Consider the following 20911-nt stretch of genomic DNA (forward strand, 5'->3'; position numbering starts at 1 on the left):
GTATCAATCGTCTTCCGTAGGAATGAGCATGGGAAACTCCCATACCAGAGTCCGAATCACGGGCCCGGTCCAGACTCGCACCTGGAATCCGGCGGAGGGCGTCGTGGTGGAGCGCGTTGAAGAAAAACTCCTCGTGAGGGACTTCGTCCGCATTGTCTTCTTCATTCCTCACGACCACTTCGACATCGCCGCAGGGGTGTCCCACGCACTCGGCAGCTATCTCCGTGCGGTCGAAGGTCATCAGGACGCGATTTCGACCTATACCTGCTGCTATTGGGAGCCGAGCACTCTAAATGAGCGGGGCTGGCAACTCATCCGGGAAGCCCTCGAGCCTCAAGAGCGTCGTTACATGGAGGACTACAACGAAGACGAGGCACACTCCCTCGAGAAAGAGGGTTCCGATCCATACTTCGGAATCTACGGCGCCCAGGACAGTCGATACCGATTCTCCTATCACGCTCGCCTTCCCTGGAGGGAAACAGCCCCTGAACTGGTCAGCACCCTCGAAGTCACTCTTCCCACGGAGTACATGCAAGCGAATGGGCCCGCTCAGGTTCGCGCGCTGGCGAGCGACATGGCTTCCCGCCTTCCCTTCGCCTCCGGACACGCCGGACTCGCACTGGACGTCGCCTATCCGCAATGGGATCGACTCGCGCTGCTGCGCCCCTTGATCTTCCGCCATCCCGGCTTCGACATTCGCGGAGCCAACATTTACGATCAAATGGGCACTCGCGTGGATGGCGTCCACTGGATGAACTTCCTGGGCCCGCCTGTCCTCCACGAACTGGGCGGAGCCGAGTCACTTCGCTCCCGGCTCCAATCGCCCTCCACCTCCGTTGAAGCACTGGACGGCACTCGAGTGGTCGTCACGCTCGGTTCGGAACCCGAGGCCGGAGACCTGGAACAAAACCAGTCCCTTCCCGCCTACCGTGAACTCGCCCGATGGCTGGAGTATTGGCAGGAACCTTTCGCCTGGGGATTCCTCCACCGTCAGGGCCGCGACGACGACGCCAGGGAACTGTACCGCTGGTGGCGGCGATTCCTCGACTGAGGTCTCTCTCCTTCCGGAGTAACCCCATGGAATTCAATTTCGCGGACGAGGTCCGACGGCAACCCCCTGCACCTCGCGTGGATCCACGTGTCCGAGGACTCCCGCCGCGTGGAGCCCGGGGCTTCCGCGAGGAATCGCACCGGCAACGCACCCCGGATTGACTCAGCTCCCGTGCTCGTGCGCCACCGGCGGCCCTCCCGCGTGGCCCAGCACCTGCTCCACCTGCACCGCCCGGTGCGCGTAGGTGTGCTCGGCCAGCACCCGGCGGTGGGCGGCCAGCCCCAGCTCGCGCACCCCGGTGTCCGTGAGGCACAGCACCGCCTCGGCCACCTCCAATCCATCCTGGGCCACCAGGCACTCCTTGCCCGGCTCCAGGAACAGCTCGACTCCTTCCCACGCGTCCGTGATCAGACAAGCCCCCGCGCCCGCCGCCGCGAAGAGGTGGGACGCCGGGGAATAGCCAAAGCGCGCCATTCCATCGCGGCTCACGTCGAGCACGGTGCGCGCCGTGCCCCGCATGACATTGCGCTCCCCGGGCGCGACGTGGCCCAGGTAGCGCACATTGGAGGGCCGGGGCCGGTCTCCCCACCCGTCCCCTCCGAGCAGGAAATGCTTGTCCGGCAGCAGGTCCGCGGCGCGCAGGAAGAAGCTCTCCACGCGCCGCTCCAGGTCCGGCAGCCGGTCCTCCAGGAAGGCCAGGGCGCAGTCGAAACGCGGCTCGGGAGACACGGGAAAGTGCACGTCCGGATCCACCGCGCTGTACACCGGCACGCAGTCCCGGGCTCCGAGGTCGCGGTAGGCCAACACCACCCGCTCCCCACCGCCCTGCGTCAGGATGCGGTCATAGCGCGGCACGAGCGCGCGAAAGGCGTCCCTGGGCTCGCGCAGCAGGCGCTCCAGGCTCACCGGGGCGTCCAGGTCCCAGTACACCACCTGGGTGCGGCCCGAGCGCAGCTCCAACACCCGGTGGTTCAACCACTCGTCGTGGATGCCCACGCCGCTGGCCTTCACCACCACGTCCGCCCCGCGCGCCTCGTCCAGACAGCGCTCCAATCCCAAGGTGTCCTCCACCGGGTACACCACGACGCGCGCCCAGGGAGCCGCCACCGCCTCGCGCTGGAGCCGGCGGCCCGCCAGGTCCGGCTCGTAGAAGGTGATGCGATGGCCTCGTGCATGCAGAGCCCGGAGGATGCCGCAGTAATACATGGCGGCGCCGTTCCACCAGGAGGAGGCGAGGCTCGCGCCAAAGAAGGCGATCCGAAGTCCGTGACCGCGCCGCATGTCCGCTCCTCCTCTCGCGCCGCCAGTCCCCCAGACCGGAAGTCGACGCGAGCATCCCCACTCGAGAATGACCGGGAGCGGCCCACCCCACCCCATGTCCCGGTCTCAGGTCGCCCGTGCCAGCTGGGGCTGGGAGGGCGGCGCCCGTTGGGATTCCTCCTCCAGGCTGGCGTAGACCGCAAGGTAGGCGTCGGCCATGCGCTCAGGGGAGAACTCCAGCGCGCGGGTTCGTGCAAGGGTGGACATCCGGCCGCGCAGCGCTGGATCCGCCACCAGCCGGCGCAGTGCCCGCGCGAGCATGTCCGTGTCCTCCGGAGGAACGAAGACCGCCGCGTCCTCCCACATCTCGCGAAGCGAGGGGATGTCCGCCAACACCAACGCACACCCCGCGAGCCCGGCCTCCAGCGCGGCGAGGCCTCCCGGCTCGTGACGCGCGGGCAGGACGAAGATCGAGGCGCGGCCCAGGTAGCCCGCGAGCGCGGAAGGGGACAGCTCGCCCAGCAGGCGCACGGAGCGCGCGCGCATCTGGCCTCCGTGGGGGTGCTCGCGCCCGCCGGCCACGAGCACGGGCCAGTCCAACCGGGGCGCCACCGACTCGAGCACCTGGAGATTGCGCGCCTCGTCCCACCACTCGCCCGTGGAGAAGAGGAAGGGCTCGCGCACGAGGGAGGGAGCGAAGTCCGCATGGCGGCGCGCGGGAGCGATGACGCTGGCGGGAGGCAGGGGCCCGTAGTGGCGATCCAGGGACTCCAACAGGGCGGAGGTGGGCGCCGCCACGTGGCCCGCGGCCCGAAGGCCCCGCGTCACCTCCCAACGGCTGAGCCAATCCCGCTCCAGGGCCGGCTCACCGCGCACGGCCTCGCCCCACGCCAGGGGGCACTCATGGCCCACCACCAGGGGCCTGCGCTTGAAGGGCAGCGCGCCGTGGCGGTAGCCATGCAGATGCACCGCGTCCGGCGCGTCACGCGCTTCCAACTCCAGGAGCCACGCACCCGCCGCGTCCATGTCCTCCCAGACGTCTTCCAGCCGCTCGGCGCGCCACGTGCTCTGCTCCACGCGCAGCCCTGGTATGCCCAGGAGTCCGTTCCACTGGGCCGCGGAGAGGGGCGCGCCCAGGGTGGCCAGCGTCACCGACACGCCCCGCTCGCCCAGCGCCCGGCACAACTCCACGGCGGACGTCCACTCCACGCCCGAGGTGGCCGCCGTCATGAGCACCCGGCGCACGGCTCTCCCACCGCGCGAGGAAGCGGGCGAGGGACACCGAAGCGGGGGAGGTTCACTCATGGTTGACAAGGGGTAACACAGCCAGGCACCGGAGCCAGACGGGGGGCCTCCTGGCCTACGGGCTGGTGAACGGAGCACCCCTCCTGGCGATGACTCGTCAACGCTTCACATGCGGGGAAGCGGACAGTGGGCGTCCCTGCCCTCAAAACGTGCTTGTCAGTCCAGCATCCACCGGCGCTCGCGAGCGGCGCCATCCCGTCCAGAGCGCGAGCCCCAGCGCGGGCAGCGCGAGCAGGTCCTCCGCGTCCGCGACATGGAAGACAGGGCGAAGCGAGGGGAGCGGCCCTCCGCGGACTCCCGCGACGAGCGCGCGCACCGGCCATTGGAGAGCGCCCAGGCCCCAGCGCCACGCTTCCGCCGCCCAGGGCCACACCTGGATGGCGGAGAAACCCACCGCCGTGAAGAGCACCGAGGCCAGGAGCACCCGGCGCGAGGGACGCACCGCCCGGCCCCCGCGCGCGGCCAGCACCTCCCATCCCGCCTGGAGCAACAGGGGGAAGAAGACCAGGCCCGCCACGTCCGAGAGCTTCCCCGTCCACCCCGAGGGCCACCGCGCCTTGAACACGTGATCGTTGAGCACCCACAGCACCAGCGCGCCGAGTGACACCGGGTGCAGCAGGGCGCTCGCCGGAAAGGGCTCCTCCTCCGGCGGCGTGGAAGGGGCCCTCATGGGCTCAGTCCTCCGTGAGCCGGACCTCGAGCCCCTTGGGCACCTCCAACTCATCGTCCGGCCCGTGCACGCCCAGCGAGGCCGACCAGTCCACCTCGATGACGCCTCCGATGGGCTCGGCCTGCCGCTCCACCTCGAGTTGGACGGAAGCCTCGCAGCGCCGCGTCTTCACGCAGGGTTGGGAGAACACCCCCGTATACAGCGGCAACGTCGCCGAGGAGCCCGCTCTCTCGAGGACGAGCACCTTGGTCTCCTGGGGCACTCCGTCCCGGACGAGCCGGGCCCGGAGCCAGGGCTTCGCCTCGTCGCTCCCCCCGGCCGGGGGAATCCAGCGCGCGAAGAGCTCGACGCGCAGGCCACCCTGGACGCCCTTGTCGCTCGCGGACGATTGGGTCACGACGACGGACATGGAGCGACTGTCCGTGGGCGACCCGGCATCCAATCGAATGGGGCGACCCCGGAGATTCGCCTCCTGATGCCAGGAGTCGGGAGGCGAGGTGGCGATCATCGCGGCGCTCCCCGCCAGGAGGAGCAGGGACGCGGCACGGCGACGAAAACGAGGAGAGAGCCAGGAGAGCGACATGGGCGGCCTCGCGTCGAGGGTTACTTCTTGGCGTCGGGAGCCGGGGCCGCGTCCTTGGCCGCCGCGTCCGTCTTCGGCTTGCGCAGGGGGCAGGAGGCGATGGCGCCGTTGGGGTCCACCGCGTCCTTGCCGGACTCCACCTTGAGGATCTTCCGCTCCTCGCCGATCACGAAGGTGTAGCGGTTGGCCAGGTTCATCACCGGCATCTTCACGTCGTAGAGGTTCGTCAGCTTCGCGTCCGGATCCGGAATGAAGGCGAAGGGCGCCTTGAGCGAGTCCTTGAACTTGACGAGCGATTCCGCGTCGTCCGTGCTCACGGCGAGCAGTTGGCCATTGAGCTTCTCCACGTCCTTGTACCGGTCGCGGTAGGCGGACAGCTCCTTCGTGCACCCGCCGGTGAAGGCCTTGGGGAAGAAGGCGAGGATGACGGGGCCCTGCTTCACCATTTCCGACAGCGAGTGGGACTTGCCAGAGGTGTCCTGCACCGTGAAGTCCGGTGCGATCTCTCCGGCCTGGGGGGTGGCTCCCGCGAGGAAGCCCGCTACGAGCGTGGCAGTGAGCATGCCCGAGGGCTTATCACTTCTCGCCCATGCGCGCCCACACGGCCGCGGCGGCCTCGCGGGCCTGTTCGGCCACCACGCTGGGATTGACCGACAGGGGCCGGCGCGCCCACACCCGCCACACACCGTCCACCATGACCGACTCCACGTGGCGCGAGCCCAGGCCGAACGCCACGTGCCAGGCGAGGTTGTCCGCCGTGAGCGGCGTGGCCGGCAGGTAGTCCATGACGAGCAGGTCCGCCACCGCGCCCTCGCGCATGGGCCCCATCTGCAACCCGAACGCCTGCGAGGCCAGGCGCTGGCCATTGGCCAGGTAGCGCAGCACGTCGATGGGCTGGCCCGCGTCACGCGAGCGCAGCCAGGCCGCCTGGGCCTCGGCGAACATGTCCGCGCTCACCCCGTCCGCGCCCAGCGTGGCCCGGTGGCCGAACTTGAGCGCCGGGGCGTACCCCACCTCGGCTTCCATGTTCGAGCGCGGCGTGTGCGCCAGCCATGCGCCCGTGGGAAGCAGCTGCGCCAGCTCCGGCCACGCCAGGTGGCCCACGTGCGCGAGCAGCGTCTGCGGGGACACCAGGCCGCCGTCCACCAGCCGCGTCACGGGCGAGGCGCCATAGCGCTCCACGGACAGCTTCTCGTCGAGGGGATCCTCGGCCAGCGGCACGTGCAGTCCCGTGCCCGAGCTCTTCAACGCCTCGGCCAGACCCTCCAGGGCCTCCTTGCCCACGGTGAAGAGCGGCGCCGAGCCCACCTGCCCGCGCAGGCGCCCCCGCGCCTTGCGCGCGAAGGACACCGTCTCCTCCAACCCCTCTTCCCGCCCCAGCGCGCCCCGGCGATCCGTGACGGCGTAGGACAGCACCCCCCTCACCCCCACCTCGTGCAGCCCCCGGCCGGCCCGCAGCAGCGAGCCCTGGACGGCCCGGGGCGAGGAGTGCAAATCAAAGAGCGTGGTGGTGCCGCACTGCAACGCCTCCAGGCCGCCGGCCGTCGCGGCCACCTGCACCGCGTCCAGGTCCAGCGCGTCCTCGTAGCGCCAGCGCACCTTCTCCAGCAGCTCCTGGTAGCCATCCAGCTTGGGCCGGGGCATGCCACGGCCCAGGCTCGCGGAGAGCCGCTGGTGCGCGCTCACCAGGCCCGGGAAGACGAGCTTGCCCGAGAGCGCGAGCACCTCGTCATCCGGCGCGCCCGCCAGGTCGGGGCCTCGCGCCACGATGCGCTCGCCCTCGATGCGCAAGTCCACGCGCTCGACGCACGCCGGCTCGAGTTCGACAACGATGCCACCTTTCAGGAGCGTGCCCACCCGTCCCTCCGTCAATCCGCGGCCACTTCAAATGCCCGACGTCCGCGTGCCCCCACCTCCACGCTGACTGGGCCACACCCTAGCACTCCCCTCCCCGCTCGTCCCAATCCCCGACCGCGCACGGACACGTGGGGAGAAGACATGCTCCCGCCCACCCTGCGCCCCCCCTCACCCGGGGTCCGACCCGGCCCCGTGACGCAGGAGCCCCAGCAGTTGCCCGGTGGAGAGCGCCATGGCGCCGTCCGCCTCCGACAACAAGCTGCTGGCCAGGTCGCGCTTCTCCTCGTGCAGCGCGAGGATGGCCTCCTCGATGGTCCCCTCGGCGATGAGGCGAATCACCGTGACGGTCTTCGTCTGACCGATGCGATGGGCCCGGTCCGTGGCCTGATCCTCGGCCGCCGGGTTCCACCAGGGGTCCAGGTGCGCCACGTAATCCGCCCCGGTGAGGTTGAGGCCCGTGCCTCCCGCCTTGAGCGAGATGAGGAAGACATCCCCCTCGCCCCGCTGGAAGGCCGCCACCCGCTCCTCGCGCTCGCTGGCCGGGGTCTGCCCGTCCAGGTACTGCACGGACACGCCCCGGGCCTCCAGCGCCTCGCGCACCAGTGCCAGGTGCCTGACGAACTGACTGAAGACGAGCGCGCGTCCGCCCTCGGCGCGCAGCGTGTCCACCCACTCCAGCAGGCGCTCCAGCTTCGAGGACGACACGAGCGAATCCGCGTCCACGAGCCGCGGATGGCAGGCCGCGAGCCGCAACCGCGTGAGCGCCGCCAGCACGGCGAAGCGCTTCTCCGGGCCCTCCGCCTTCTCGATCCGGTCGAGCGCCGCGAGCCGCGTGTCCTCGTACAACCGGCGCTCCGCGGGGGAGAGGGTGACGGGCACCACCGTCTCCACCCGGTCGGGGAGCTCGCGCGCCACCTCGCGCTTGGTGCGCCGCAACAAGAAGGGACGCAGCACCCGGGAGAGGGCCGCGCGCGCCCGGGGATCCTTCTCGCGCTCGATGGGGCCGGCGAAGCGCGAGCGGAAGGACTCACGGCTGCCCAACAAGCCCGGGAAGACGAGCCGGAAGAGGCTCCACAACTCCGACAAGCGGTTTTCCACCGGCGTGCCCGAGAGCGCCACCCGGGCCTCGGCCTGGAGGCCTCGCGCGGCCCGGGCCCGCGCCGTGTCGGGGTTCTTCACCGCCTGGGCCTCGTCCAACACCAGGGTGCCGAAGGCCACGGCCTGGAAGCGCGCCGCGTCCCGCGTCAGCAACGCGTAGCTCACCACCACCACGTCCCCGGGGCCCATCCCGGCCAGCAGGGACTCCCGCTCGGCCTCACGATAGGCGTGCATGCGCAGGGAAGGCGTGAAGCGCGCCGCCTCCCGCATCCAGTTGAAGCACACCGACGTGGGCGCCACGACCAGCGCCGGGCCCGACTCCGCGCGATGCAGCAGCAACGCGAGCGTCTGCAACGTCTTGCCCAGGCCCATGTCGTCCGCCAGGCACCCGCCGCCCCCCCACGCCGCCAGGCGCGCCATCCAGACGAAGCCCTCGCGCTGGTAGTCGCGCAGCTCGGCGCGAAGTCCCGCGGGCACGGCCACCTCGCTCCGGGTGGCCTCGCGGATGCGGCCCGCCAACCGCTTCCAGTCCGGCGGCGCCTCCACGTCGGCGCCCTCCCCGGCGAGCCCATCCAACACGGGCGCCGCCGCCGCGCTCACCTCCCACCGGCCCCGCGACTCATGCGCCACATCCACCAGCGGCTCGAGCTGCTGGCGCAACGTCTCCGTGAGCCGCAGCCAGCGTCCCGGCGCCAACGGCACGTAGCGGTGGCCCCTGCGCAGCGCGTCCAGCAACACCGCCAACGCCACGCGCTCCTCGTCCACCTGGAGCGCTCCCTCCACCCCGAACCAGTCCCGCTCGCGCCGCACCGACACCTTCAAGCCGCTCGCGTCCGGGGAATGCATCACGGACCAGGGATGCTCCTCCCACTCCACGCTCAGCGAGGGGCCCGCCTCGGCCCGCAGCCGCTCCAGGAAGTCGAGCGCCACCTGCGTCCCCTCCCAGCGCATGAGGCCGTGCACCTCCCCCGACAGGCCCAGCCGCGCCAGCACCCCGGCCACCGCCTCGCGCTCGGACTCCAGGTTCCGGCGGGTCCACACCCGCTCCCCCCCCCGTGAGCCCCGGACGATCTCGCTTCCTTCTCCCGGCACCCGGAGGGGCGCTTCCGCCAGGGGCCGCACATACCATCGCCCCTCCAGACCCTCTCCACCCGTGGGCCGCAGCCGGAGCAACAACCCCGGCTCGGCCGCGACCTCCTGCCCCTCCCACACGGGAGGCAGGGACACGGGAAAGCCCGCCTCCAGACTCTCGAGCCGCTCCAGCAAGTCCGTGCGCCACTCGCCCGACAGCGCCCCCCCGAGCGCCACCACCGTCCCCAGCACCGCCAGGGCCGCGGGCGAGGCGGAGACCAAGGTCAGGCGGGACTCCTCGGGCTCGACGAGCAGCCACGGCTGGAGGGTCTTGTGGCGAAGCGCCTCGCGTGCCCACTCCAGTACCGGCACGCCCCCCACGCTCGGGAGCACGCGCATCCCCCCCTGGGCCTCCTCCTCCGTGACGGAGAAACCCAGCGGCAGCGAGCGCACCCGAGGGGACCCGCCCGAACGGGACGCGAGCGCCAGCAGGGGGCTGTTCGCGAGCAGCCGCAGGGCCTGAACCAGCAGCGGATGGCGCTCGGCCGCGCCCCGGTGACGCTCCATCAATAGACACAGCTCGAGCGCCTGCGTTTCCTCGGGCGTGGTCAGGAGCGCCCGGACCTCGGGCAGCTCGCGCCCGGTCACTGGATAGCCCCTGGAGAAGCCACCCCGAGACAAGGGCCGGGATACCACCAGCCGCAGCCGCCCGGTGCCCGCCGCTCCCCCGTCCAGCACGAAGCGCACCCGGGCGGCCGCCTTGGACTCGCCGTGGGAGAGCGACGGAAGACGGACCTTGTCCAACACCTCCAACAGTTCCCGGCCCGGCTTCACGAAGAGGCGTTCGGCCAGCTGGGCGTTCTGCTCCGCGCGCCGCGCGTCCCCCAGGGCATCGAGCCACGCGTCCAGCGCGGCCAGCGCATGGACACAGCGCGCGTCTTCCCCTCGGCCACACAAGGAGCACACCAGGGCCAGCTCTCCCGCGAGCACCCCGAGCGGCTCCACCCTCACGCAACGCGCGTGCACGTCCGCGCGGTGGGACTTGTGCGCGTCCGCTCTCGGTGAGGACTCATGCACGTGCATGACGGGGGGCTCGCCCAGGAGGCGCACGCGCAGGACCCCGGGGGGCTCGGCCCGGGGCCCGGTCCACTCGAAGACCCTCGCCCGGAGCCGTCCCAGCGCCTGGACCAGGGGCACCAGGCGAGCATCCGTGGGCGGAGGCGGTTCATACGGTGGGACGGCTTCCAGGGTCCGTGACGGGCTCGTGGAGGACGCGGGCTCCAGGGTCGCGAGCCAGGCGAGCCCCAGGGCCACCAGGTGCTCGCAAAACCCCTCCTGGGCGAAGAGCGTGCACGAGCACTCGGCATCCAGGCCCCTCGCGTCCTCGGTGAGGCGGGCCCGATTCAACGCCCGGCCCTCCCGGACGCGCCCATAGAGCCCCAGGCTGGAGAGGGACCACGACACGACGTGCCGTCTCACCGCCAGCGCTTGTCCCCGGGCGTAGACCTTCGCACCCGCGATGTCCCGAAGCCTTTCGGGAGCGAGCGCGCGAGACAGGGAGAGGGAAGGAGGGGATGACTTCTCCGGTGGAGTCGACGACATGACCTCCAAGATAATCCAGGGACGCGTGCGCGCCCCTTTTCCTGGAGGCTTTTCGTGGGAGGCTACCTCGCGGGGCGGCCGGGGAAGCACGACCCGGCCGGACCCACGGCGGTGGCTAGCCGTTCACGTGCTGCCACGCGGGGCGGCCGCTGATGCGCTTCCACCACGACGCCACGTGGGGACGTTCGGCGATGAGGCCGCCCTGGGGAGTGGAGACGAGGTATTGCAGGTAGGGCAGCCAGCAGATGTCCGCGAGCGAGAAGAGGTCTCCCGCGAGGTAGCCCTGGGTGCTCAGCGCCCGGTCGACGACATCGAGGGCGCGGGCACATCCGTCACGGCCCTTTTCCACCTTGGCTTGGTCCGGCCTGCCCTCGCGCCTGAAGACCGTCTCGAAGACGATGGCCATGCAGTGCGGCGAGAAGTTGGACTGCTCGACGCTGATCCACTGCTCCATCCGGCCCAGGGACGGGGAGTCGCTCGGGGTGAGCTTGGGCCCCGGCAGCCGCGCGTCGAGGTAGCGGATGATGGCGCGCGACTCGTACATGGAGAAGCCGTCATCCTCCAGGAAGGGGATGACACCGAAGGGATGCTTCGCCAGGTACTCGGGGGACTTCTGGTGGCCCTTCGTGATGTCCACCATCACGAATTCGGCCACGTGGTTCTTCTCCGCGAGCGTGGTGAGCACCTTGCGCGTGCAGGTGCTCATCGGATGACCGTAGACCTTCATGCGTGCTGCCTCCTCTGGGGGTTGAAGCGGCGCGAGGGTAGCCAAGCCCCCTCGCGCCCGCGTCAACCTTCCTCACCCGAGGGATGGGAAGCACACACTTCGAGTCAACGGCTCCCGGCGGCTACTGGTACCACTTCTGGTTGGCGCTGCCGGTGCAGTGCCACTGGATGAGCTTGGCGCCGCTGTTGGTGTTGTGGTCCACGATGTCCACGCACTTGTTGGACTGGGGGTTGACCAGGTCGCCCGCGCCGCTGAGCACGAACTTCTGGGCCGGATTGCCGCTGCAGGTGGCGATCTGGATGATGGCGCCCGCGTCCACCGAGCCCCACGCCACGTCCATGCACTTGCCCAGCGCGCGCAGCGAGCCGTCCGAGTACCACGTCCAGTTCTGGGCGCCCGTGCCGTTGCAGTCCCACATCTGCAGCTGCGTGCCGTCGTTCGTGTTCGAGTTCGGGATGTCGATGCACTTGTTGTTCAGCCGCGACCGGACCGCCTTGCCGCCGCCACCACCGGTCGTCGTGAGCGACAGGCCGTACTTGCTCAGGATGGGGAGGAGGGGCTGGTAGAAGGACTTCGTCCCCGCGGTGCTGCAATTGCCCGCCACGCCCGAGGTCACGCCCTGGGCCTGGTTGCCGGAGATGAAGGAACCACCGGAGTCACCGCCCTCGGCGCACGCGGACGTCTGGACCATGCCGTAGACCGGGCCGTTGGAGTAGTTGACGGTGATGTTCTTGGCCTCGAGCGTGCCGCAGCGCCAGCCGGTGGTGGAACCCGAGCGACAGATGCTGGAACCCACCGCGGCCTCGTTGGAGCCCTGCACGGCGACGACGCCGCCCGCGTAGTTGTTCACGTAGGGGGTGGAGGCCCAGGAGCCATTCGTCTGGACCCAGGCGTAGTCGTTGGTCGGGAAGGTGGAGCCGCGCACCGTGCCCTGCGCCACGCCGCTGCCCGTGGTGGCCGTGCCCACGCCACCGCAGTGGCCCGCCGTCACGAAGCCCCCGTTCACGGCGAAGCCAATCGAGCAGCGCACGCCCGTGGGGTAGTAGGCATCACCGCCGCGGATGTCGTACACCGTCCGGGGCTCCTCCCGGGTGAGCTCCACGCGGACGGCGGCCTCGTCGCTCAAGCCACTGTCGGCGATGAACGCCTTGGCGAGCGTCAGGTCCTGCCCGAAGACGACCACGGTGTTGGTGGTGATGTCGACGTACCAGCCACCCACGCCCCGGGGAGCGCGCTCGGCGAGCCGGTCCAGGGACGCCTGCAGGCGGTTGAGCTGCACGAGGCTGCGGGCCACGAGCTTGGGCTGGGCGCCCTCGCGCAGCACCTGGGGAGCGTTCGCCTCGTCCGTGATGGCGACGATGAGCTGGGTGCCCTCCTCGTTCATCCACGCGCCGGCGAACGTGTCACCCAGCTGCGCCGCCAGCCGCTTCTCCGTGTGCGCCGCCAGCATCTCCACGGACATCCGGCGCAGCGACTGCTCCGGGGTGAGGCCCAGGTCGCGCTGCATCGCGGACAGCATCTCCGGCGAGATATCGGGAATGGACAGGGGCTCCGGCGCGGGAGCGGCGAAGGAGGACAGGCCGGCGACTCCCGTGAACAACGCCGTCAGGGTGGAGAACGTGCGGAACTTGCGGTTCATCTGATGCTTCCTTGAGAAAGGGATGGGGAGAAGGGATGTCGTTGAAACGGGCAGCGGCGAGGGCCTCCCCTTCCGAGGACGGAAGGCCCCGCGCATCACGCCCCGGACCTCAGGACGGCGAACGGCCGACTACTGGTACCACTTCTGGTTGGCGCTGCCGGTGCAGTGCCACTGGATGAGCTTGGCGCCGCTGTTGGTGTTGTGGTCCACGATGTCCACGCACTTGTTGGACTGGGGATTGACCAGGTCGCCCGCACCGCTGAGCACGAACCGCTGGGCCGGGTTACCGTTGCAGGACACCAGCTGGATGATGGCGCCCGCGTCCACCGAGCCCCACGCCACGTCCATGCACTTGCCCAGCGCGCGCAGCGAGCCGTCCGAGTACCACGTCCAGCTCTGCGCGCCCGTGCCGTTGCAGTCCCACATCTGCAGCTGCGTGCCGTCGTTCGTGTTCGAGTTCGGGATGTCGATGCACTTGTTGTTCAGCCGCGACCGGACGGCCCTGCCGCCGCCACCGCCCGAGGTCCGCAGGGTCAGGCCGTACTCCTGCAGGATGGGGTTGACGGGGAAGAAGAAGGTGGTGCCACCCGTGGAGCAGTTGCCCGAGCCACCCGAGGTCACGCCCTGGGCCTGGTCGCCGGAGAGCCACGAGCCACCGGAGTCACCGCCCTCGGCGCAGGCATTGGTCTGGACGGCGCCATACACCGGCCCGTTGGCGTAATTGATGGTCGCGTTCCGAGCCTGGATGGTGCCGCAGCGCCACCCCGTGGTGGAGCCCGAACGACAGACGCTGCTGCCCACCGAGGCGTCGTTGGAACCGGCGACGTTGGCGACGCCGCCCGCGTAGTTGTTGACCCACGGCTGGGCCACCCAGGAGCCGTTCGTCTGGACCCAGCCCTGATCCTTGCCGGGGAAGGTGGAGCCGCGCACCGTGCCCTGCGCCACGCCGCTGCCCGTGGTGTTGGTGCCCACGCCGCCACAGTGGCCCGCCGTCACGAAGCCCCCGTTCACGGCGAAGCCAATCGAGCAGCGCGCATTGCCCGGGTAGTACGCGTCACCGCCGCGAATGTCATACAGGGGGCGGTACTCCTCGCGGGAGATCTCCACCCGGACGTCCTCGGCGTTCAAGCCGCTGTCGGTGATGAACGCCTTGGCGAGCGCCTCGTCCGCGGCCGTCACCACCACGCTGTTGGTGGTGATGTCGGCGGACCAGGCGTAGATGCCCCGGGGAGAGCGCGAGGCGTTCCGATCCAGCGCGGTGCGCATCCGCTCCAGCTGGGCCAGGCTCCGGGCCACGAGCTTGGGCTGGGCGCCCTCGCGCAGCACCTGGGGAGCGTTCGCCTCGTCCGTGATGGCGACGATGAGCTGGGTGCCCTCCTCGTTCATCCACGCGCCAGCGAACGTGTCACCCAGCTGCGCCGCCAGCCGCTTCTCCGTGTGCGCCGCCAGCGCCTCCACGGCCATCCGGCGCAGCGACTGCTCCGGGGTGAGGCCCAGGTCACGCTGCATCGCGGACAGCATCTCCGGCGAGGCATCCGGCACGGACAGGGGCTGCGGAGCGGGAGACGCCAGCGCGGACAGACTGGCCACACCCGTGAACAACGCCGTCAGGGTGGAGAGCGCGTTGAGCTTGCGAGTCATCGGACATTCCCTTCTTTGGGGTGGGAGGAGCGACGGACACGTCATGGAAGCGGCGGAGGGGACAGCTCGGGGAGCCAGCTTCCACGATTCAGCATTTGTCCTAATTTAAGACTCGCCGTCAACGGAATTCACGCAAAACGATTAAAACATCATAAATTTGTAAAATTCCAATCAATCGGGAAGACCCGCAACGACAACGAGCCCGAAACTTCCGGGCCCGTGGGGGGACAACCTCGTCTGGAGAAGCGACGGGGCGCTCAGCCGATGGCGTAGTCCTTGCCGCGCGTGGGCAGCGCGGAGCCGCTCTGGTTCAGGTAGGCGTCAACGGACCGGGCCGCCTCGCGGCCATCCGCGAACGCCCAGACGATGAGGCTGGCGCCGCGGCTCGCATCCCCCGCGCAGAACACCCCGGCCTCCGACGTGGCGAAGTGCGCGTCCACCTGCACATTGCCCCGGGGCGTGAGCTTCACCCCCAGCTGCTCCGCCAGCACCCGGGTGTCCGGCCCCGTGAAGCCGATGGCGAGCACGAGCAGGTCCACCTCCAGGGAGCTCTCCGAGCCGGGGATCTCCACCAGGCGGGGCTTGCCATCCGCGCCGGGCCGCAGCTCCACCTTCACCGTGTGCACGGACTTGAGCCGTCCGTCCTGCCCCTCCAGGCGCTTGGTGACGAGGCCGAACTCGCGCTGTCCGCCCTCTTCCTGGCTCGACGAGGTGCGGAAGACGATGGGCCAGCGGGGCCACGGGTTGTCCAGGGCACGCATCATGGGTGGCGCGGGCGAGTGCGCCCCCTGCATCACGTGCGCGGCGCCCTGGCGCAGCGCCGTGCCCAGGCAGTCCGAGCCCGTGTCGCCTCCTCCGAGGATGAGGACGCGCTTGCCGGCCGCGTCGAAGCGGGGCTCGAGCGGGGTGAGGCCCGCCACCACCCGGTTCTGGTGCGTCAGGTAGTCCATGGCCATGACGACACCGGACAGCTCCCGCCCGGGCACGTCCAGGTCCCGGCCACTCTGGGCGCCAATGGCCAGCACGAGCGCGTCGTACTCCTCGCGCAGCGCGCGGTAGCTCGGCTCGCGGCCCACGTCCACGCCGCAGCGGAACTCGATGCCCTCCTCCTCCATCAGCTTGAGCCGCCGCTCCAGCACGGACTTCTCCAGCTTGAAGTCGGGAATCCCATGGCGCAGCAGGCCACCGGGCCGGTCATCGCGCTCGTACACCGTGACGTGGTGCCCGGCCTGGTTGAGCTGCGCCGCCGCGGCGAGCCCCGCCGGACCCGAGCCCACCACCGCCACGCGCTTGCCCGTGCGGTGCGCCGGGGGACGGGCCTTCACCCAGCCCTCGGCGAAGGCGCGCTCGATGATCTCCTTCTCCAGGTACTCGATCGTCACCGGATCCTGGTCGATGTTGAGCACGCACGCGGCCTCGCACGGCGCGGGGCACAGGCGGCCGGTGAACTCGGGGAAGTTGTTCGTGCCGCTCAGCGCGACGTACGCCTCCTTCCACCGGCCCCGGTAGATGGCGTCGTTGAACTCGGGGATGGGATTGCCCAGCGGACAGCCCTGGTGACAGAAGGGCACGCCACAGTCCATGCACCGCCCCGCCTGGCGTTTGGCCTCCTCGGCGGGGAACGGGAGGATGAACTCGCGTGAGTCCTTGAGGCGCTCGGCCTTCTCCCGCTTGGGGGCGGGCACGTGCTTCCACTCCTGGAAACCGGTCGTCTTGCCCATGGCTCACTCTCCTCCCACGACGTGCAGGCGCGGCGGTTGGGCCGGAGGAGGCCGACGGGCCGCCCGGCGGGCCTGGAGCACGCGCTTGTAGTCGGTCGGCATCACCTTCACGAACTGCGGCACCATCAGCTCCCAGTTGTCGAGCACCCGCCGCGCCAGCGTGCTGCCGGTGTGGTGCAGGTGCCGCTCGATCATCCCGTGCACGAGCCACAGCTCCGACTCGTCCACCAGCGACTCCAGCTCCACCATCTCCAGGTTGCAGCGGCCCCGGAAGGAGCGGTCGCGGTCGAGCACGAAGGCCAGGCCGCCGCTCATGCCCGCGGCGAAGTTGCGCCCGGTGGGCCCGAGCACCACCACCACGCCGCCCGTCATGTACTCGCAGCCGTGGTCGCCCACGCCCTCCACCACCGCCTGGGCGCCGCTGTTGCGCACCGCGAAGCGCTCACCGGCGAGTCCTCGCAAGTACACCTCGCCGGCCGTGGCGCCGTAGAGCACGGTGTTGCCCACGAGCACGTTCTCCTCGGGCACGAAGCGGCTGTCCTGGGGCGGGTAGACGATGACGCGTCCGCCGGACAGGCCCTTGCCGAGGTAGTCGTTGGAGTCGCCCTCCAGCTCCAGCGTCACGCCACTGGCGAGGAACGCCCCGAAGCTCTGGCCCGCCGAGCCCCGGAGGCGGATGCGCAGCCGCCCATCCGGCAGGCCCTGGGAGCCATGGCGGCGCACCAGGTCGCCCGAGAGCATGGCGCCCACCGCGCGGTGGGTGTTGCTCACCGGGCGCACCAGCAGCGTGGGCGGCCCCCCGTCCAGGGTGGACCGGGCGAGCTGGATGAGCTCGTGGTCCAGGTGGTCCGACACGTCCTTCACCTGGGACGTCTCGCAGCGCCGGGCCTCGGACTCCGGAGCGCGCGAGGGCGACAGGAGGCCCGAGAGGTCCACCCGCTTCGCCTTCCAGTGGCTCACGGAGGGAATCTGCCGCAGCAGCTCCACCCGGCCCACCAGCTCGTCCAGCTTGCGCGCGCCCATGGCGGCCATCTTGCGGCGCAGGTCCTCGGCCACCAGGTGGAAGAAGTTCACCACGTGCTCGGGCTTGCCGTGGAAGCGCTCGCGCAGCCCCGCGTCCTGCGTGGCGATGCCCACCGAGCAGGTGTTGAGGTGGCACTTGCGCAGCATGATGCAGCCGAGCGCGATGAGGCTCGCGGTGGCCATGCCGAACTCCTCGGCCCCCAGGAGCGTGGCGACGAGCACGTCCTGGGCGGTGCGCAGGCCGCCGTCCACCTGCAAGCGGACGCGGCCGCGCAGGCCGTTGTGCACGAGCACCTGCTGCGCCTCGGCCAGCCCCAGCTCCCAGGGCAGGCCCGCGTGCTTGAGGCTGGACAGGGGCGAGGCGCCCGTGCCGCCCTCGTAGCCGGAGATGACCACGCCGCCCGCGCCGGCCTTGGCCACGCCCGCGGCCACGGTGCCCACGCCCACCTCGCTCACGAGCTTCACGCTCACGCGCGCCGTGGGGTTCACCGACTGCAAGTCGTAGATGAGCTGCGCCAGGTCCTCGATGGAGTAGATGTCGTGGTGCGGCGGCGGGGAGATGAGCGTCACCCCGGGCGTGCTCCAGCGCACCTTGGCGATGCGCTCATCCACCTTGGCACCCGGCAGCTGTCCGCCCTCGCCCGGCTTGGCGCCCTGGGCCACCTTGATTTGCAATTCGGCGGCGTTGACCAGGTACTCGGTGGTGACGCCGAAACGGGCGCTCGCCACCTGCTTGATGGCGCTCTTGCGCAGGTCGCCGTTGTCGTCCGGGACGTAGCGGCGCGGCTCCTCGCCGCCCTCGCCACTGTTGGAGCGCCCGCCGATGCGGTTCATCGCGATGGCGAGCGTCTCATGGGCCTCGGCGCTGATGGAGCCAAAGGACATGGCGCCCGTGACGAAGCGCCGCACGATGGCCTCCGCGGGCTCCACCTCCTCCAGGGGCACCGGCGTGAGGTCCGGGATGACCTCCAGGAGGCCGCGCAGGTTGCAGTGCGCGCGCGACTCGTCGTCCGCCAGCCGGGAGTACTCGGCGAAGAGGGCGGCGTCGTGGGTGCGCGCCGCCTGCTGCAGCTTGGCGATGGTGGCCGGGTTCCACTTGTGCGTCTCGCCCCGGCGGCGCCACTGGTAGTAGCCGCCCACGGTGAGCTGCTCCACCTCGTGCTCGGTCGTCGGGCCGAAGCCCCGCGCGTGGCGCTCGGACACCTCGCGGCCCAGCTCCACCAGACCCACGCCCTCCACGCGCGAGGGCGTCCCGGTGAAGTGCCGCTCCACCAGGGAGCGCTCCAGGCCCACGATCTCGAAGAGCTGCGCGCCGCGGTACGACTGGAGCGTGGAGATGCCCATCTTGGACATCACCTTGAGCAGCCCCTCCTCCACGGCGTGCACGAAGTTGGCCTGGGCCTTGTCCGCGCTCACCGGCAGCTCGCCCGCGTCCGCCAGGGCGCTGAGCGTATCCAGGGCCAGGTACGGATTGACCGCGGAGACGCCGTAGCCAAAGAGGCACGCGAAGTGGTGCACCTCGCGCGCCTCGGCCGTCTCCAGCACGAGGCCCGTGTACATGCGGATGCCGTCGCGCACGAGCCGCTGGTGCACGGCCGACAGGGCGAGCAGCGCGGGGATGGCCGCATGGGCCGCGTCCACGCCCCGGTCGCTGAGCACGAGCACGCTCACGCCCGCGTCCACCGCCTCCACGGCCGCGGTACACAACCGCTCCACCGCGTCGGTCAGAGCCGAGGCCCCGCCATGCACCGGGTAGACGAGGCTCAAGCGGTGCGGCTCGAAGATGCCGTCGTTGCGGATGGCGGCCAGGGTGGCCAGCTGCCCGTTGGTGAGTATGGGGCCCGGCAGGGACAACCGGTGGCACTGCTCCGGCGTCTCCTCGAAGGTGTTGCCCTCGGGGCCCAGGCCCGTGGCGAGCGTCATCACCAGCGACTCGCGGATGGGGTCGATGGGCGGGTTGGTCACCTGGGCGAAGAGCTGGTGGAAGTAGTTGAAGAGCGTGGGCGCCTGCTCGCTGAGCACCGCGAGCGGCGTATCCGTGCCCATGGAGCCCACGGGCTCCTTGCCGCTCTCCGCCATGGGCGTGAGCAGCAGGCGCAGGTCCTCGTCCGTGTAGCCGAAGGCGCGCTGCAACCGCCACAGCTCCTCGTCGCCGGGCCGCTGGGGGGCGGGCTCGGTGGGCAGGTCATCCAGGGTGGAGACGTTGTGCTCGAGCCACCGGCGGTAGGGCCAGCGCGTGGTGATGTCGCGTTTGACCTCCTCGTCCTCGAGGATGCGGCCCTCGAGCGTGTCCACGAGCAGCATGCGGCCCGGGGTGAGGCGGCCCTTGCGGCGCACCTGGGAGGCGGGCACGTCGATGACGCCCGTTTCCGAGGCGAGGATGATGCGGTCGTCCTCGGTGACGAGGTAGCGCGCGGGGCGCAGACCGTTGCGGTCCAGCGTGGCGCCGATGAGCTGCCCGTCGGTGAAGGCGATGGCGGCGGGGCCGTCCCACGGCTCCAGCAGGGCGCTGGAGTACTCGTAGAAGGCACGCCGCTCATCGCTCATCAGCGTGTGGCCCTCCCACGCCTCGGGGATCATCATCATCATGGCGTGGGGCAGCGGCCGGCCGCCCAGGAACAGCAGCTCCACCATGTTGTCGAACTGGGCCGAATCGCTCTTGCCCGGGACGATGATGGGGAAGAGCGGCTCCAGGCTGCCGCCGAACTTGGCCGACTGCAGCAGCCCGCGCCGGGCGTTCATCCAGTTGCGGTTGCCGTGCAGCGTGTTGATTTCGCCGTTGTGGGCGATGTAGCGGAAGGGCTGCGCCAGTTCCCACGTGGGGAAGGTGTTGGTGGAGAAGCGCGAGTGCACCAAGGCCAGGGCGCTCACGCACTCCGGGTGTTGGAGGTCCGCGTAGAAGCGCGGGAGCTGCCGGGGCAGCAGCAGGCCCTTATAGATGAGGGTCTCCGCGGAGAAGCTGGCCACGTGGAACTGGCCCTCCGGGTCCAACGCGCGCTCCCGGATGCGCCGCTCGGCCAGCTTGCGGATGCGGAACAGCTTGCGCTCGAAGGCGCTGGGCACCACGCGGCGCCGGGCCACGAAGAACTGCCGGATGACGGGGGCGGCCTCGCTCGCCAGCTTGCCCAGGTGCGAGGGCTCCACGGGCACGTCGCGCCAGCCCAGCACGCGCTGCCCCTCGTCGGCGGTCACCTGCTCCAGGGCGGCCTCGCAGGCGATGCGCGCCTCGTTGTCCGCGGGCAGGAAGACCATGCCCACGGCGTACTGGTGGCGCGGAGGCAGGGCGAAGCCCAGACGCTCCCGCTCGAAGAAGCGATGCGGCAGTTGCATCAGGATGCCGGCGCCGTCTCCCGTATCGGGATCCTTGCCCGCGGCGGCCCGATGACTCAACCGGTTGAGGAGTTCCAGGGCGTCTTCGACGATGCCGCGTGATTTCTCCCCACGAATGTGGGCCACGAAACCCACGCCACACGCATCGCGCTCGGTGTCCGGCTCGTAAAGTCCATAACGGCCCGGGCCTCGGTCCGACATCAGTGCTCCCCTCGCTGCGGATGAACCACGCGTGAACCGACGACTTTAACGCGTTGCTTCCGGCGAGGGTAAAAAGTCTCATGGGCCAAGAGCCCGGTGGCGCCTGGAGCGGGCAGGGAGGCAGCCCCCTCC

General features: G+C 70.4%; 13 protein-coding genes. 1 reads left to right on the forward strand and 12 read right to left on the reverse strand.

Annotation, left to right across the window (positions count from 1 at the left end):
• The first annotated feature begins 103 nt into the window (after positions 1-103).
• Entirely contained in the window at positions 104-1051 is a 948-nt protein-coding gene (locus MEBOL_RS09885; protein ID WP_157774847.1) for a type VI immunity family protein, read from the forward strand.
• A 162-nt stretch (positions 1052-1213) separates the two neighbouring features.
• Here MEBOL_RS09885 and MEBOL_RS09890 read toward each other — a convergent pair whose 3' ends face one another.
• The 12 genes from MEBOL_RS09890 to gltB all read right to left on the reverse strand — a co-directional run bounded on the left by MEBOL_RS09890 (position 1214) and on the right by gltB (position 20779).
• A complete protein-coding gene (locus tag MEBOL_RS09890) occupies positions 1214-2332 on the reverse strand; it encodes a CgeB family protein (RefSeq protein ID WP_095977182.1) in 1119 nt (372 codons plus the stop codon).
• Between the two features lie 105 nt (positions 2333-2437).
• On the reverse strand, positions 2438-3556 hold the full coding sequence (locus tag MEBOL_RS09895) for a glycosyltransferase family 4 protein (RefSeq protein WP_245919617.1): 1119 nt from the start codon (positions 3554-3556) through the stop codon (positions 2438-2440).
• A gap of 202 nt (positions 3557-3758) precedes the next feature.
• Positions 3759-4286, reverse strand: a complete 528-nt coding sequence (locus MEBOL_RS09900; RefSeq protein ID WP_095977183.1) for a hypothetical protein — start codon at positions 4284-4286, stop codon at positions 3759-3761.
• A gap of 4 nt (positions 4287-4290) precedes the next feature.
• Positions 4291-4695: a hypothetical protein gene (locus MEBOL_RS09905; RefSeq protein WP_157774848.1), complete on the reverse strand. Its 405-nt coding sequence runs from the start codon at positions 4693-4695 to the stop codon at positions 4291-4293.
• A 194-nt stretch (positions 4696-4889) separates the two neighbouring features.
• Positions 4890-5432 carry a peroxiredoxin gene (locus MEBOL_RS09910; RefSeq protein ID WP_095977185.1) on the reverse strand — a complete coding sequence of 181 codons (543 nt, stop codon included), beginning with the start codon at positions 5430-5432 and terminating at the stop codon, positions 4890-4892.
• A gap of 13 nt (positions 5433-5445) precedes the next feature.
• Positions 5446-6726: an amidohydrolase family protein gene (locus tag MEBOL_RS09915; RefSeq protein ID WP_095982688.1), complete on the reverse strand. Its 1281-nt coding sequence runs from the start codon at positions 6724-6726 to the stop codon at positions 5446-5448.
• A 168-nt stretch (positions 6727-6894) separates the two neighbouring features.
• Positions 6895-10497, reverse strand: a complete 3603-nt coding sequence (locus tag MEBOL_RS09920; RefSeq protein WP_245919619.1) for a DEAD/DEAH box helicase — start codon at positions 10495-10497, stop codon at positions 6895-6897.
• Positions 10498-10612: 115 nt separating this feature from the next.
• Positions 10613-11224, reverse strand: a complete 612-nt coding sequence (locus MEBOL_RS09925; protein WP_095977187.1) for a glutathione S-transferase family protein — start codon at positions 11222-11224, stop codon at positions 10613-10615.
• Positions 11225-11345: 121 nt separating this feature from the next.
• On the reverse strand, positions 11346-12863 hold the full coding sequence (locus MEBOL_RS09930) for a ricin-type beta-trefoil lectin domain protein (RefSeq protein WP_095977188.1): 1518 nt from the start codon (positions 12861-12863) through the stop codon (positions 11346-11348).
• A 129-nt stretch (positions 12864-12992) separates the two neighbouring features.
• The gene (locus MEBOL_RS09935) at positions 12993-14504 is read right to left on the reverse strand and encodes a S1 family peptidase (RefSeq protein ID WP_095977189.1); all 1512 of its coding nucleotides are present in this window, start codon (positions 14502-14504) and stop codon (positions 12993-12995) included.
• A 257-nt stretch (positions 14505-14761) separates the two neighbouring features.
• The gene (locus tag MEBOL_RS09940; protein ID WP_095977190.1) at positions 14762-16225 is read right to left on the reverse strand and encodes a glutamate synthase subunit beta; all 1464 of its coding nucleotides are present in this window, start codon (positions 16223-16225) and stop codon (positions 14762-14764) included.
• Between the two features lie 3 nt (positions 16226-16228).
• On the reverse strand, positions 16229-20779 hold the full coding sequence (gene gltB / locus MEBOL_RS09945) for a glutamate synthase large subunit (protein ID WP_095977191.1): 4551 nt from the start codon (positions 20777-20779) through the stop codon (positions 16229-16231).
• Between the last annotated feature and the right edge of the window lie 132 nt (positions 20780-20911).

This window comes from Melittangium boletus DSM 14713, assembly GCF_002305855.1.
In the GTDB taxonomy this organism is placed as follows: domain Bacteria; phylum Myxococcota; class Myxococcia; order Myxococcales; family Myxococcaceae; genus Cystobacter; species Cystobacter boletus.

Excerpts from the sequence above, each read along its gene's own strand:
- MEBOL_RS09920 (WP_245919619.1), bottom strand. The coding sequence starts at position 10,497 with ATGTCGTCGACTCCACCGGAGAAGTCATCCCCTCCTTCCCTCTCCCTG.
- MEBOL_RS09925 (WP_095977187.1), bottom strand. The coding sequence starts at position 11,224 with ATGAAGGTCTACGGTCATCCGATGAGCACCTGCACGCGCAAGGTGCTC.
- MEBOL_RS09940 (WP_095977190.1), bottom strand. The coding sequence starts at position 16,225 with ATGGGCAAGACGACCGGTTTCCAGGAGTGGAAGCACGTGCCCGCCCCC.
- MEBOL_RS09890 (WP_095977182.1), bottom strand. The coding sequence starts at position 2,332 with ATGCGGCGCGGTCACGGACTTCGGATCGCCTTCTTTGGCGCGAGCCTC.
- MEBOL_RS09910 (WP_095977185.1), bottom strand. The coding sequence starts at position 5,432 with ATGCTCACTGCCACGCTCGTAGCGGGCTTCCTCGCGGGAGCCACCCCC.
- MEBOL_RS09930 (WP_095977188.1), bottom strand. The coding sequence starts at position 12,863 with ATGAACCGCAAGTTCCGCACGTTCTCCACCCTGACGGCGTTGTTCACG.
- MEBOL_RS09935 (WP_095977189.1), bottom strand. The coding sequence starts at position 14,504 with ATGACTCGCAAGCTCAACGCGCTCTCCACCCTGACGGCGTTGTTCACG.
- MEBOL_RS09900 (WP_095977183.1), bottom strand. The coding sequence starts at position 4,286 with ATGAGGGCCCCTTCCACGCCGCCGGAGGAGGAGCCCTTTCCGGCGAGC.
- gltB (WP_095977191.1), bottom strand. The coding sequence starts at position 20,779 with ATGTCGGACCGAGGCCCGGGCCGTTATGGACTTTACGAGCCGGACACC.
- MEBOL_RS09905 (WP_157774848.1), bottom strand. The coding sequence starts at position 4,695 with ATGTCCGTCGTCGTGACCCAATCGTCCGCGAGCGACAAGGGCGTCCAG.